The sequence below is a fragment of the Staphylococcus durrellii genome (assembly GCF_015594545.1).
Classification (GTDB): Bacteria; Bacillota; Bacilli; order Staphylococcales; family Staphylococcaceae; genus Staphylococcus; species Staphylococcus durrellii.
In genome coordinates this window covers 1,263,957-1,277,302 of record NZ_JADIIO010000001.1, presented here as the reverse complement: position 1 = coordinate 1,277,302, position 13,346 = coordinate 1,263,957, and the positions used below count along the sequence as shown (strand labels likewise).

The following is a 13,346-nucleotide window of genomic DNA, read 5'->3' as shown; positions in this document are numbered from 1 at the left end:
TACAGACCTCCTAATTAGATTCATCTGTATCCATGATATTATGTTCTTCTAAAAATTTAGTGTTAAATTCGCCACTTCTGAATATATCGTTATTTAATAAACGAATATGGAATGGAATAGTTGTATCGATACCTAACACAACAAATTCTTCTAAAGCTCGAATGGCGCTCATTATTGTTTCTTCTCTTGTAGGTTGATGTACAATAAGTTTTGCTACCATAGAATCATAATATGGTGGGATTGTATAATTTGTATAACAAGCCGATTCAATACGAATCCCAAAGCCACCAGGTGTTAAATACTGAGTTATTTTCCCCGGAGATGGCATGAAATTTTTATAAGGATTTTCAGCATTGATTCTAAATTCCATAGCATGTCCGTTAATAGTCACATCATTTTGTTTGAATGGAATTTCTTCACCCATCGCTACTTTTAATTGTAATTTAACTAAGTCGATGCCAGTTACCATTTCAGTTACAGGATGTTCTACTTGAATACGTGTATTCATTTCCATAAAGTAGAAATTATTTGAATCTAAATCGAAAATAAATTCTATAGTACCTGCATTTTCATAGTTAACTGCTTTAGCTGCTCGAACTGCCGCATTACCCATTTCTTTACGTTTATCATCTGATAATATGGGTGATGGTGCTTCTTCAACTAATTTTTGCATACGCCGTTGAATTGTACAGTCTCTTTCGCCTAAGTGTATAACATTGCCAAATTTATCGCCTATAATTTGAATTTCGATATGTCTAAAGTTTTCTATGAATTTTTCTAGGTAGAGTCCGCCATTACCAAATGCAGTTTCTGCTTCTTGTTGCGTCATTTTGTAGCCATTTTCCAATTCTTTCTCGTCTCGTGCTACACGTATCCCTTTACCACCACCACCAGCAGTAGCTTTAATGATTACTGGATAACCAATGTCTGTAGCGATTTTTTTGGCATCGTCGATAGATTTAATAAGTCCTTCACTACCTGGAACGACAGGTACCTCTGCTTTTTTCATTTCTTCTTTAGCGATGTCTTTGATACCCATTTTTTGAATAGATTCATAACTTGGTCCAATAAATTGTAATTGACAAGCTTCACATAACTCAGCAAAATCTCCATTTTCAGCTAAGAAACCGTAACCGGGATGTACGCCATCACAACCAGTTGAAGTTGCGATAGAAAGAATATTGGGTATGTTTAAATATGAATCTTTAGATTGGGTAGGACCAACACAGTATGCTTCATCAGCAATTTGAGTATGTAATGCATCTTTATCCCCTTCAGAATAAATAGCTACTGTTTGTAATCCTAATTCGTGGCATGCACGGATTATGCGAACAGCAATTTCTCCGCGGTTAGCTATTAATATTTTCTTCATTATTTCACCTTAAATAACGGTTGGCCATACTCTACCATTTGACCGTCTTCTACTAGTATTTCAACAATTTCCCCGGTAACTTCGGCTTGGATCTCATTAAATAATTTCATAGCTTCTAAAATACATACAGTTGTGTCGTTCGATACAGAGTCACCAACTTGCACATATGCGCTTTCTTCTGGCGATGGTGATTTATAAAAAGTACCAACCATAGGTGCGTTTATTGTTTTACCACTAATTTCTGCAGCGCCGGCAGTATTATCAGCATTATTTACAACTGGAGCAGTAGCTAGTTCTTGTTGATGAGCTACTTGTTGCATAGGTTGTTGTGATATTTGTGGAGTAATAATTTCAGTTTCTTTTTCTTTTTTTAAATTGACTACGTTGCCTTTATCTTCAATGTTAATTTCAGTTAGACTCGATTGATCTAAAATTTCTATTAATTCCTTTATCTCTTTAAAATTCATAAAAATAACTCCTTCAGAATGTTTTCATCTACCTCGTTTATTTTACTCGAGTGAAAATATCAATTCAAGTATATATAAGTACAGAATAGTATTTTAAAGTAATTTTACCACTTTTAAATGATGTGTCTCTATTTTTTTACAAAATAAAACCTTTCCAACCTTCAAATTACGATTGGAAAGGTTTAAATATTATATTAAGTAGCGTTTTATGCTCTTGAGATGTAACTACCATCACCTGTATTAATTACAAGCACATCGCCCTCATTAACAAATAAAGGGACATTTAAAGTGTAACCTGTTTCAACAGTCGCTGATTTAGTTGCGCCTGTTGCAGTATCACCTTTGATACCTGGTTCAGTTTCTGTCACTTGTAACTCTACAGTTTTAGGTAATTCTACACCAATAGTTTCGCCTTCATAGCTTTGAATTTGAACTTCCATGTTCGCTTTTAAATATTTTAATTCATCAGCCAAATAATCAGCAGGTAATTCTGTTTGTTCAAAAGTTTCATTATCCATGAATACGTGCATGTCTCCATCAGCATATAAATATTGCATACGACGATTTTCAATCATGGCCTGTTCTACTTTTTCACCAGCACGGAATGTTTTTTCTTGGATAGCTCCAGTTCTTAAGTTACGTAGTTTTGAACGTACGAATGCAGAACCTTTGCCTGGTTTTACGTGTTGGAAATCAATAACCTTCCAGATACCGTTATCTACTGATATTGTTAAACCTGTTTTAAAATCATTAACCGAAATCATTCAGTTTCCTCCTCAACTTTACGCTCTTCTATAAAATAATAAGGTCTTTTGTGCATTTAGTAAAGAGTTCACAACCATTTTCTGTTATTAAAATGTCATCTTCGATTCTAACTCCACCTAAACCATCTATATAAATGCCCGGCTCAATTGTAACACAATTGTTTTGTTGCAATAGGCTTTCAGATTTTTTAGATAATGCCGGACCTTCATGAACGTCTAAACCAATACCATGACCTAAAGAATGACCGAACGCTTCACCATATCCTTGTTCGGTTATGTAATCTCTAGCTACGGCATCCAATGCTTTACCAGTTATACCCGCTTTTGCTGCCTCGATACTTTGTTCGTTAGCAGTTAATACGATTTGATAAATTTCTTTGAGTTTTTTATCTGGTTCACCGATAGCAAATGTACGAGTAATATCTGAAGAATAACCTTTGTAATAAGCACCAAAATCTAGAGTGATTAACTCTCCTTGCTCAATTACTTTTTCACTAGCTACACCATGTGGTAATGCGCCACGGTGGCCAGATGCGACGATTGTATCGAATGAAGTACCTTCAGCACCAAGTTCTAGCATTTTACTTTCTAATTTTGCTTTTAATTCCTGCTCAGTCATGCCACTTTTAGCAATGGATAGCACATATTCATATGTTTTATCCACTATTTCAGCAGCTTTTTGTATTATAGCTATTTCATCTTCGTCTTTAACTTCTCTGATTTTTTCAATGGCTCCACTGATACTAATAAGACTTATGTTAGATTTACTTAATTGTAAATACGTATCATAACTTACTAAATTACCTTCGAATCCTACATTTTCTAAACCTAAATTACTTAGTTGTTGCTTGATTTCTTCAATTAAACTATCTTTTTGTTCGATGATTTCAAATTGAGGTGCTTGCCTTGTTGCTTGTTCGATATATCTAAAATCTGTAAGTAAGTATTGATGATCTTGTGTAATGATAAGTGCACCACTAGTGCCAGTAAATCCAGATAGGTAACGTCTATTAAAGTCTGAGAGCACAATAACACCATCTAAATGTTTTTCCTGAATGTATGTATTTAATTGATTTGTTCTACGCATGAAACAGCCCCCTATTCAATAAATTTGTACATTGTTTCTTTATACATTAAAATGATAGCATAAATACATATAATAATTATAGTTTTTGAACTAGGAGATAAAAATGAAAAAGAAAATCATTTCAATCATAGCAGCTACATCATTATTGGCGGGATGTGGCAGTCAAAATTTAGCGCCATTAGAAAAAAAGTCGAGTAAATTACATGATGAAAATCATAAATTAAAATCACAAATTCAAGATTTAAATCAACAAATATCATCTCAAAATGAAAAAATTAGCTCTCTAAAAAAAGATAAGGCTAATGTGAAACAAGCGAAAAGTAATAAAAATAAAGCAACATATTTAAAAGCATCTTCAAATTATTATGATGATGTGACTGAAGTTATACAAAGTTATAAAAATATTGAAGATGACATTAACAAAAATAAAGGTGATAAAAAGATTCAAGAAAAAATTGAAAAAGTAGCTACTGATGCTGATAAAGCGTATACTACTTATTCAACTAATATTGATAAAAGCGAAATGTCATCTTCAGATAAATCTACTGATAAGAGTATTAAAAATCTAAATAAAAAGCTTACTAGTGCTTTAGATACTATTAAGGATGGTTATGCTACGAAAGATAAGAAAAAAACCCAAAAGGGACAACATTCTCTTTCAAATGTTAATATAAGTAGTAATTAGCCGTTTAATTTTTGGGAGGGGTAAAATGAATCGAGTGCTTTTTTATATAGTTATTGCTATTGCAGCATTTGGACTATTTATGAATTTAGATGATTTTGTTTTTGGTTTTGTTAAAATGCTCGTAAGTTTAGCTATAATAGTAGCTATTATTTACACTATATATTATTTCTTCTTCTTAACTGAAGACCAAAGAAAATATAAAAGAGCAGTACGTAAAGCTAAAAGACAACATAGAAAACATCAATAGTTTCTATGCACAGAAATCTAGGATTTAGTTTATAAATTGGAGACTGTGATAAAAATCTTTAACTAGAAGTCCTTAAATGTTTTAAAACATTTAAGGGCTTCTTTTATTTCAATAATTGCGTCCTTATTGCGAGCATGTTTTGAATATAATACATCGGTGTCACAATGAAATGTAAATGTGATTATCATAGTTTTTTACTATACAAATTAATATATATTCGTATAATTTCATGAATGCCTCTAAGTTAACGAGGGACCTTATTTATAAAATTGTATATTACTTCTCGCAAGTTTATGAAAGTTATTTTGAGTATTCCTAGGATGTCGGTTAAGGAAAGTAATTAAGACAAATGTAACATTGGATTTATCCTATTGAATTCTAGACATGAGTTAAATAGTAGTTCAAAAGTTACAAAATTCCGTAAATAAACATCAATTTCTATATTATTTCGATAGTAATTGACGTTTAGTTATGAGTCAGAGCTATTTATATAACCTAGACACTTTAATAGGATTTATTTACGATAATTCCATTCGTCTGACTTATATTTTTTAATTAATTCATTAACCTCATCTTGTTGCTCTTCAGTTAACTTTAAAGGTTTAAAGTCGATGTCTAACCCTTTTTTAAATCCATTTTCAAATGCTTTTTCCATTTCTGCAATGGTTATATGTCTATCCGAAATATCATTGATAGCCACTGCTTTATCGACAAAAGCTTGCTTCATTTTATCTTTAAGTCTGTCATTTTTAAAGATAAACATGTCGAATAGGTCGTCGATATTAACATCTTGTAATAACGAACCGTGTTGTAGGATAACTCCTTTTTGTCTTACTTGTGCACTTCCTGCAATTTTACGGCCTTCTACAACTAGTTCATACCAACTAGGTGCATCGAAACAAACTGCGCTACGTGGTTGTTTTAGCTTTTCTCGTTCCTCTTTAGAGCGAGGGATTGCAAAATAAGCATCGAATCCTAACTGTTTAAAACCTTCTAGCAATCCTTCAGATATAACTCTATATGCCTCAGTAATAGTCGATGGCATACTTGGATGAGACTCAGGTACAATAACACTATACGTAAGTTCTTTATCGTGTAATACGCCTCTGCCACCAGTTTGACGACGAATCAATCCATAACCTTTCTCTTCAACCTTGTCGATGTCGATTTCTTTTGTTAACCTTTGGAAATAACCAACAGAAAGTGTAGCTGGATTCCAAGTATAAAATCTTATTACTGGATCAATTTCGTCCCTTGATACAAAATTTAACAATGCCTCGTCCATTGCCATATTGTAATATGGGTCGTTACTACCGGTATTAATAAAATGCCATGTTTCAGTCACTAAAAAAACTCCATTCATATGTTAAAAGTATAGAAACTGTTTAATGATATCGGTTACAAAACTTTAATATTTTTTAAAAAATATCTTTTGATAAATCGTTCTAACAGTCTTATAATATATATTATCGAGAAAATAGGGAGGATGCAAGATGAGTAACTTTTGGTTTATAGCTTTAGCATTAATAATTATCATCATCGCTTATATGCTAATCAATCAATTAATCAATAAAAGAGCAGTTACTGAATTAACCCAAAATGATTTTCATGATGGATTAAGAAAAGCTCAAGTCATTGATGTAAGAGAAAAGGTTGATTACGAATATGGGCACATTGTTGGAGCTCGCAATATTCCTATTACAATGTTTAAACAAAGATTTCAAGGTTTAAGAAAAGACCAGCCTATTTACCTTTGTGATGCAAATGGAATAGCAAGTTATCGTGCAGCAAGAATCTTGAAGAAAAATGGCTTCACTGACGTCTATATGCTTAAAGGCGGCTATAAAAAATGGACAGGCAAAATAAAATCAAAAAAATAAACCTATAATGGTTAAATTTAAATGATTAGCGGTATTATTATGATGATACCTTATTCGAGACTGAGATATTGAATGATAACTCAGTCTCTTTTTTTAATTTAACTAAATAAATGATGATTGGTTTACAATCTTTGAGAGTGGCATCAGAGTAAAGTCTTGACCTTATCTTGTTTGCTTAAACAATTACGACAACGCTTTGAATAAATGTCACACAGAAGTTGCTTTACGTCCCGTAATAATTGATTCATTATCTTAAAGAATTATTTTTATGTGTAACCTATAATGTCCACTTTTATTTACACTACTTGTATTTGCTTCTTAGTTGCAGGTATTACTAATATGTAAAATAAATGTCCTTATCTTTATTAAACTAGTTAAAATCACATACTTCTTGCTAAATACGAGAGCTTATGACAAAAGATATCAATTATATAGATATATCAGATGCCCTATTCAAGTAATGTCGCTCAAAATAAATGTATTTTCCATCATTTAATAAATTTTATTGATCAAAATATTACTGGACTCTTTTATGCAATAGCAAATAGCGATCTCTATTTTAAATTAATAGAGATCGCTAAATTAACGTAGATTAATTGTAATCTACTGATTTAACTTTTATCCAGGTAACTAATATAATTTAGTTTGATTCTGTTGAACTTACTTTTCTTCTGCTAAGCGTTTAAATTTAAGCTCAGGTTTACGTGCAGCTTTAGTTTCGTCTAAACGATCTATGATAGTAGTATGTGGTGCTTCTAAGACTATATCTGGGTTGTTTTCAACCTCTTCCGCTATGTGAATCATCGAGTCACAGAAATAATCTAGTGTTTCTTTAGACTCTGTTTCTGTTGGTTCGATCATCATACCTTCATCAACATTTAATGGGAAGTAAATTGTAGGTGGGTGTACTCCAAAATCAAGCAACCGTTTAGCCATATCTAAAGTACGCACACCATGTTCTTTTTGTTTAGAACCACTTAATACGAACTCATGTTTACAATATTGATCGTAAGGAATTTCAAAATGTTTACTTAAACGTGCTTTAATATAGTTTGCATTTAACACTGCAGCTTCTGAAACTTCTTTTAAGCCAATATTCCCCATTGTACGAATATAAGTATAAGCTCTTAAATATATACCGAAGTTACCATAGAATGGTTTAACGCGACCGATAGAATTTTCAATGTCATTATCATATTTGAATGTATTATTTTCTTTTATTACCATTGGTTTTGGTAAGAAGCTAGCTAATTCTTTTTTAACACCTATAGGTCCTGATCCTGGCCCACCGCCACCATGTGGTCCAGTAAATGTTTTGTGTAAGTTTAAATGTACTGCGTCAAAGCCCATATCTCCAGGTCTTACTTTATCCATAATAGCGTTTAAGTTAGCACCATCATAATACAATAAACCACCTGCTTCATGTACGATGTTTCTAATCTCAATAATGTTTTTTTCAAAAATACCTAACGTATTTGGGTTTGTTAGCATAATTGCAGCAGTATTGTCGTTTACGACACGTTTTAAATCTTCTACATCCACTTCACCACGTTCATTAGATTTAACTGTTACAGCTTTGAAACCGGCAAATGCTGCAGAAGCTGGGTTTGTACCATGTGCTGAGTCAGGTACTATGACTTCATCTCTATGCCCTTCATTATTTTTTAAGTGATATGCTTTGAAAATCATTAGCGCAGTCCATTCACCATGTGCACCAGCTGCAGGTTGTAAAGTAACTTCATCCATGCCAGTAATTTCTTTTAACTCTTCTTGTAAATTATAAATAATTTCTAATGAACCTTGTACTTGTGATTCATCTTGTAACGGATGGGATTCTGCTAATCCAGGAATACGTGCTACTTTTTCATTGATTTTTGGATTATATTTCATTGTACAAGAACCAAGAGGATAGAATCCTGAATCTACACCAAAGTTTTTATTAGATAACTCGGTATAATGGCGTACTAAATCTAATTCAGATATTTCAGGGAATTCTGCTTTATCTTTTCGAATAAATTTATCATCGAGTAATTGTTCAACAGCATTGCTTTGTATTTCTTTTTTGGGTAATGTATAAGCGTATCTATCCTTTTTAGAACGTTCAAAAATTAGTGGTGTAGATTTATTTACTACCATTGATTTCACCTGCTTTCTTAACAAAACTATCTATCTCAGCCTTTGTTCTTAATTCAGTAACTGCTACCAACATATGTTGATCTAAATTATCATCAACTTCTTTTAAATCGAAGCCCCCAATAAAACCTTCTTCAACTAATGCAGCGTTTATATCAGAAATAGGTTGGTCAAATTTAACGACAAACTCATTAAATGAGGTACCTTCTAATACTGTGAAACCTTGAGACTTAAATTGCTCTTTAGCATAATTAGCATTTTCAAAGTTTCTTAAAGCAATATCTTGCAAGCCTTGTTTTCCTAGAGCTGACATACAAATAGAAGATGCTAATGCGTTAAGAGCTTGGTTCGAACAAATATTTGATGTAGCTTTATCACGTCTAATATGTTGTTCACGTGCTTGTAATGTTAGTACGAAGCCACGATTACCATCCTCATCCTCAGTTTGCCCTACTAAACGTCCTGGTGTTTTACGCATTAGTTTTTTAGTAGTGGCAAAGAATCCACAATGTGGTCCGCCAAATTGTGCTGGGATACCGAAAGGTTGTGTGTCACCAACCACAATATCAGCACCAAAACTTCCAGGAGGCGTTAATAAACCAAGAGAAATAGGATTTGTATATACAATGAATAATGCTTTTTTATCATTTATAAATGATTGAATTTTTTCTAAGTCTTCAATAGAACCATAAAAGTTTGGATATTGAATGGCAACGGCAGCTGTATTATCATCAATTGCTTCCTCTAGTATAGTCAAATCAGTAACTGTACCGTCTAAATCAACTTCGACTAATTCGAATTCGGCACGAGTTTTAATATAAGTTTTTAATACTTGTAACGCTTGATAATGTAATCCTTTAGAGACTACAACTTTATTCTTTTTAGTTTGGCTAAATGCTAAAATACAAGCCTCTGCAAAACTAGTCATACCATCATACATGGAAGAGTTAGCAATATCCATGCCAGTTAGTTCACAGATTAAAGTTTGGAATTCAAAAATAGCTTGTAATTCCCCTTGTGAAATTTCAGGTTGATAAGGTGTATACGCAGTGTAAAATTCTGATCTTGAGATCATAGCATCTACTACAGCGGGAGCATAATGATCATAAACGCCTGCCCCTAAGAATGAAGTATGTGTTTCTTTGGTAATATTCTTTTTAGCGATATTATTTAACTTTTTATATAGAGAGGTTTCTGATTCCCCGTCGTCAATATTTAATTCTCCATTCAATAATATATCCTTTGGCACATCTCCAAAAAGTTCATCTATTGATTTGGCACCTATTACATCTAACATTTCTTGTTTATCTTGCTGGGTTAATGGAATATAACGATGACTCACTGTTGACACCCCTTTAAGTTATTTAGTAATTTGATTTTTTTTCACAATCTTAGCTTTAACTTGACGTTTTCGAATTTGAATTAAAATTTCTTTGTCTAGTTCAAATTGATCTCTATCAATAATTGCTAAACCTATCGATTTACCACTTTTTGGCGATTGAGTGCCTGAAGTAACTTCGCCAATACGACTACCCTCAATATCTAATACTTCATAACCAGTACGTGGTATACCTTTATCTATAATTTCAATGCCGATAGTCCTTCTTTTAGCGCCATTCTCTTTTTGCTCTTTTAAAACAGATTTGCCAATAAAATCAGGTTCGATAAGTGGTTTCGCAGCAAAAGCAATACCACCTTCATATGGTGTAATAGTCTCACTCAAGTCTTGGCCATGAAGTGGTAAACCTGCCTCTAAACGTAGTGTATCCCTAGATCCAAGACCACAAGGCGTTACCCCGTGTTTAATAAAGTGATTCCATAAAGCGACACAATCTTCAGCTTTACAATAAATTTCAAAGCCATCTTCTCCAGTATAACCTGATTGAGAAAGCATAATCGTTTTCCCTAAATATGAAACACTATGAACTACATCAAATGGTTTCATTGACGAAAGATCAAAATCAACATCTTGTTGAATTAATTTTCTTGCTTTAGGCCCTTGAATAGCTAATTGTCCATATTGGTCTGATACATTTTCAACTTCAACGTTAAAATTACTACTATTCGATTTAATCCAGTTAAAATCTTTATCTGTATTTGCTGCATTAACTACTAATAAAAAAGTGTCTTGATCAAGTTTATAAGTGATTAAATCGTCGATAATGCCACCATTTTCATTACATAAAGCAGTATATTGTGCTTTTTCTGTAGTTATTAAATTAGTATCATTTGAAAGCATATATTGTATGAACTGAGCACTTTCACTACCTGTAATTAATATTTCTCCCATATGACTTACGTCAAAAATTCCCACGCCAGTTCTTACTGCGATATGCTCTTCTTTAATGCTTGAAAATTGTACAGGCATAGCCCATCCGCCAAACTCTACTATCTTTGCGTCGTTATCAACGAAAGTTTGATAAAGGGGTGTTTTTTTTAGGTCATTCGTCATTATGCTACCTCCTAATTTTTTATATTAAAAAACAGGATAGCTAATTAAAGCTACCCTGTTTCTTCATCCAGGAATGCGTCACAGTGTTATCCTTTTGCCTGAGAGTTTCGTTAAACTTGCACCTTCGGCGATGACAAAAACTTATGTCATTCTCTCCAACACTGATCAATCGCATGTTATGCGTTCTATTATTGTGGTTTGTAATTCACTTAAAGTCATATCACTAGCAACTTTAATGAATGCGATTTCATTATATCTTGAAACTCTAGATAAATACAAGTCATTTAGTGATGAAAGTGTTTTATTACTAGCATTAGGTCTATTATGGTCATTTTTAATACGTTCATACAATATATTTATATCACAATCTAACCAAATGACGTTACTAACATTTTTTAATGTTTGATATGATGCGTCTCCTTCAATAATACCACCACCCGTCGATATAATATCATAACGGGATAAACATTCTTGTAAGTATTTAGCTTCTAATTGACGAAAACCTGCTTCACCAATTGAATTAAAAATTTCAGGTATCGTAAGTTTTTCTTGTTGAACGATATAATGATCTAAATCTACAAAGGAAAGATGATTTGATTTAGCCATGTATTGTCCTATGGTAGTTTTACCAGTACCCATAAAGCCAATTAATACTATCGGTGTTATACTACTGTCCATTAAATTAATCTTCCTCTACTACGTGTTTATGAATTTGTTTATCATAATATTCGTTAATATTAGATAGCGTCTTCAACTTTAAGCCATAATGTATCATATAATATGATATTAGAAATAAATATAGCATAAAAAAGCTCATTACAAAAGGATACAAATAAGCTTTGACTTTAAAGATGTAATGTTTTCTCAATTGTCTCACCTTGGTCTTGTACAGTAATATTTATCATTATATTTTTATTTATTAAAGTAGTAACTTTGAATTTTGTTACATTATTTAACATAGTAATATTGCCTTTATTGTTAACTGCTTTAATTATCTTGTTATTTTTAAATTTGTAATGATATGTCGTGTTATCTTTGTGAAATTTAATCGCATTATCTGTTAACACTGTTACATCTTTCGTGTCATTGTAATCAGTAATTAAATCTTTTAGAAAAAACGCTAGCTCTATATCAGCAATACTAGTCATAGTTGAATTATATAAAAGTAATGTTTTTAACAATAGTGGCACTAATTGGATTATCACTAACATTATTAAAAGTGAAAACATCATTTCTATCATAGTGAATGCATTAACTTTTTTGTTGATAACATATTGTTTTATTATTCTCCTTTTTGATACAAATTTTATTGTTATGTCTTGTTATTACGTAATAATTTAAGTGAGTAATGTCAGGTAGAGTATCAGTTCTTATAAGTTGGCTTAATAATACACTTTTAAGTTCTAAATCATTTTGTTGATCTTGTAGTGTCTTGTTAGTGAGAGTTATAAGAGGAATTAAAGTGATGCATAAGATGCTTATCATAATAAAAGAGAATAGACTATCAAGTAGAACGGAAGCATTAAATTTTTTCATATCGCATTCTTCCCTTTTCAATATGAAATATTATTTTATACATTGTATTATCCAATGTAATATAAAGTGATCCAAATTGATGGTTATGGCCATGTTTATCGAAAGCAATATATTTTAAATTTGTATATGGATGCACAATACCATTTTTTATAACTAAAGGCTGATAGTTATTTCTGTGCGAATCAATTATTTTTATAGTATTCGTATGTGGTTTAAAAATTAATATCACCGATTGTTCTTCTTTAATGGCTTTAGATTTCAAATATTGAAACTCTGAAATTAATATTTTAATTTTACTTTCAGTTGAATTAAATGATGTTGAATGAATTTTATTATTAAATTGTAAATGCAGCATCGTAGTTAGAATAATCATTACAATAATTACTTCCAAATAAGAAAATGCCGGTTTAACTAGCAACAGCCTCACCATTAGTAATAGATATTGTTTGCCCGTTTTTGCATGATTTTTGTTCATCTTTAATAAAACCTTCTGACACTAAATTATCTATATTGTCTGGTGACTGACCGAATTTCAAAGTATAAGCTTGGATTTGACTATCCACTAACTTTAATTGTGCTTTACACCCAGTTGATTGAATATGTTTAGATTGTTTTGAAATGTTTGGGATGATTAATACTAATAGTAAGCTAATAATGAGTAATACTAAAAGCATTTCAATTAAAGTAAATGCTTTTAAATGTTTAATTTTTTTCATAACGTTC

The 13,346-nt window shown here is 31.8% G+C and carries 15 protein-coding genes and 1 riboswitch; of the genes, 3 read left to right on the top strand and 12 right to left on the bottom strand.

Annotated features, from left to right (window positions below):
- Nucleotides 1-10: 10 nt before the first annotated feature.
- The 4 genes from accC to ISP02_RS06215 all read right to left on the bottom strand — a co-directional run bounded on the left by accC (nucleotide 11) and on the right by ISP02_RS06215 (nucleotide 3,690).
- Nucleotides 11-1,372, bottom strand: a complete 1,362-nt coding sequence (gene accC / locus ISP02_RS06230; protein WP_195720722.1) for an acetyl-CoA carboxylase biotin carboxylase subunit — start codon at nucleotides 1,370-1,372, stop codon at nucleotides 11-13.
- Nucleotides 1,372-1,839, bottom strand: coding sequence for an acetyl-CoA carboxylase biotin carboxyl carrier protein (gene accB / locus ISP02_RS06225; protein ID WP_195720721.1), 468 nt, complete (start codon nucleotides 1,837-1,839; stop codon nucleotides 1,372-1,374). The genes accC and accB overlap by 1 nt, the downstream gene beginning before the upstream one ends.
- Nucleotides 1,840-2,045: 206 nt before the next feature.
- Nucleotides 2,046-2,603 carry an elongation factor P gene (gene efp, locus ISP02_RS06220; RefSeq protein WP_195720720.1) on the bottom strand — a complete coding sequence of 186 codons (558 nt, stop codon included), beginning with the start codon at nucleotides 2,601-2,603 and terminating at the stop codon, nucleotides 2,046-2,048.
- A gap of 28 nt (nucleotides 2,604-2,631) precedes the next feature.
- Nucleotides 2,632-3,690: a M24 family metallopeptidase gene (locus ISP02_RS06215; protein ID WP_195720719.1), complete on the bottom strand. Its 1,059-nt coding sequence runs from the start codon at nucleotides 3,688-3,690 to the stop codon at nucleotides 2,632-2,634.
- A 103-nt stretch (nucleotides 3,691-3,793) separates the two neighbouring features.
- Between ISP02_RS06215 and ISP02_RS06210 the strand changes: the two genes are divergently transcribed.
- Complete coding sequence (locus ISP02_RS06210; RefSeq protein WP_195720718.1) at nucleotides 3,794-4,375, top strand: hypothetical protein; 582 nt, start codon at nucleotides 3,794-3,796, stop codon at nucleotides 4,373-4,375.
- 25 nt (nucleotides 4,376-4,400) lie between these two features.
- Nucleotides 4,401-4,622, top strand: a complete 222-nt coding sequence (locus tag ISP02_RS06205) for an SA1362 family protein (protein WP_195720717.1) — start codon at nucleotides 4,401-4,403, stop codon at nucleotides 4,620-4,622.
- Nucleotides 4,623-5,136: 514 nt separating this feature from the next.
- Here the strand turns inward: ISP02_RS06205 and ISP02_RS06200 are convergent.
- Nucleotides 5,137-5,967: a lipoate--protein ligase family protein gene (locus tag ISP02_RS06200; protein WP_195720716.1), complete on the bottom strand. Its 831-nt coding sequence runs from the start codon at nucleotides 5,965-5,967 to the stop codon at nucleotides 5,137-5,139.
- 148 nt (nucleotides 5,968-6,115) lie between these two features.
- On the opposite strand from ISP02_RS06200, the gene ISP02_RS06195 reads away from it, so the two are divergent.
- Entirely contained in the window at nucleotides 6,116-6,502 is a 387-nt protein-coding gene (locus tag ISP02_RS06195) for a rhodanese-like domain-containing protein (protein WP_195720715.1), read from the top strand.
- Nucleotides 6,503-7,162: 660 nt separating this feature from the next.
- Here the strand turns inward: ISP02_RS06195 and gcvPB are convergent.
- From gcvPB to comGC, 7 genes are all read right to left on the bottom strand, one after another.
- Nucleotides 7,163-8,638, bottom strand: a complete 1,476-nt coding sequence (gcvPB, locus tag ISP02_RS06190; RefSeq protein WP_195720714.1) for an aminomethyl-transferring glycine dehydrogenase subunit GcvPB — start codon at nucleotides 8,636-8,638, stop codon at nucleotides 7,163-7,165.
- Complete coding sequence (gcvPA, locus tag ISP02_RS06185; RefSeq protein WP_195720713.1) at nucleotides 8,625-9,977, bottom strand: aminomethyl-transferring glycine dehydrogenase subunit GcvPA; 1,353 nt, start codon at nucleotides 9,975-9,977, stop codon at nucleotides 8,625-8,627. Before gcvPA ends, gcvPB begins: the two co-directional genes overlap by 14 nt.
- A gap of 18 nt (nucleotides 9,978-9,995) precedes the next feature.
- Nucleotides 9,996-11,087 carry a glycine cleavage system aminomethyltransferase GcvT gene (gcvT, locus tag ISP02_RS06180; protein WP_195720712.1) on the bottom strand — a complete coding sequence of 364 codons (1,092 nt, stop codon included), beginning with the start codon at nucleotides 11,085-11,087 and terminating at the stop codon, nucleotides 9,996-9,998.
- Between the two features lie 76 nt (nucleotides 11,088-11,163).
- Nucleotides 11,164-11,256: riboswitch (glycine riboswitch) on the bottom strand.
- A complete protein-coding gene (locus ISP02_RS06175) occupies nucleotides 11,253-11,765 on the bottom strand; it encodes a shikimate kinase (protein WP_195720711.1) in 513 nt (170 codons plus the stop codon). (Overlaps the previous riboswitch by 4 nt.)
- Before the next feature lie 167 nt (nucleotides 11,766-11,932).
- Nucleotides 11,933-12,328, bottom strand: a complete 396-nt coding sequence (locus ISP02_RS06170) for a competence type IV pilus minor pilin ComGF (protein WP_408020129.1) — start codon at nucleotides 12,326-12,328, stop codon at nucleotides 11,933-11,935.
- A gap of 281 nt (nucleotides 12,329-12,609) precedes the next feature.
- Entirely contained in the window at nucleotides 12,610-13,098 is a 489-nt protein-coding gene (comGD, locus tag ISP02_RS06165) for a competence type IV pilus minor pilin ComGD (RefSeq protein ID WP_195720709.1), read from the bottom strand.
- A complete protein-coding gene (gene comGC, locus ISP02_RS06160; RefSeq protein ID WP_195720708.1) occupies nucleotides 13,031-13,339 on the bottom strand; it encodes a competence type IV pilus major pilin ComGC in 309 nt (102 codons plus the stop codon). Before comGC ends, comGD begins: the two co-directional genes overlap by 68 nt.
- Between the last annotated feature and the right edge of the window lie 7 nt (nucleotides 13,340-13,346).

Bases quoted from the DNA above. Each gene is read 5' to 3' on its own strand.
- ISP02_RS06210 (WP_195720718.1), top strand. From the start codon at position 3,794: ATGAAAAAGAAAATCATTTCAATCATAGCAGCTACATCATTATTGGCG.
- accB (WP_195720721.1), bottom strand. From the start codon at position 1,839: ATGAATTTTAAAGAGATAAAGGAATTAATAGAAATTTTAGATCAATCG.
- gcvT (WP_195720712.1), bottom strand. From the start codon at position 11,087: ATGACGAATGACCTAAAAAAAACACCCCTTTATCAAACTTTCGTTGAT.
- efp (WP_195720720.1), bottom strand. From the start codon at position 2,603: ATGATTTCGGTTAATGATTTTAAAACAGGTTTAACAATATCAGTAGAT.
- ISP02_RS06215 (WP_195720719.1), bottom strand. From the start codon at position 3,690: ATGCGTAGAACAAATCAATTAAATACATACATTCAGGAAAAACATTTA.
- ISP02_RS06170 (WP_408020129.1), bottom strand. From the start codon at position 12,328: ATGATAGAAATGATGTTTTCACTTTTAATAATGTTAGTGATAATCCAA.
- ISP02_RS06195 (WP_195720715.1), top strand. From the start codon at position 6,116: ATGAGTAACTTTTGGTTTATAGCTTTAGCATTAATAATTATCATCATC.
- ISP02_RS06175 (WP_195720711.1), bottom strand. From the start codon at position 11,765: ATGGACAGTAGTATAACACCGATAGTATTAATTGGCTTTATGGGTACT.
- accC (WP_195720722.1), bottom strand. From the start codon at position 1,372: ATGAAGAAAATATTAATAGCTAACCGCGGAGAAATTGCTGTTCGCATA.
- comGC (WP_195720708.1), bottom strand. From the start codon at position 13,339: ATGAAAAAAATTAAACATTTAAAAGCATTTACTTTAATTGAAATGCTT.
- gcvPB (WP_195720714.1), bottom strand. From the start codon at position 8,638: ATGGTAGTAAATAAATCTACACCACTAATTTTTGAACGTTCTAAAAAG.
- comGD (WP_195720709.1), bottom strand. From the start codon at position 13,098: ATGAACAAAAATCATGCAAAAACGGGCAAACAATATCTATTACTAATG.
- ISP02_RS06205 (WP_195720717.1), top strand. From the start codon at position 4,401: ATGAATCGAGTGCTTTTTTATATAGTTATTGCTATTGCAGCATTTGGA.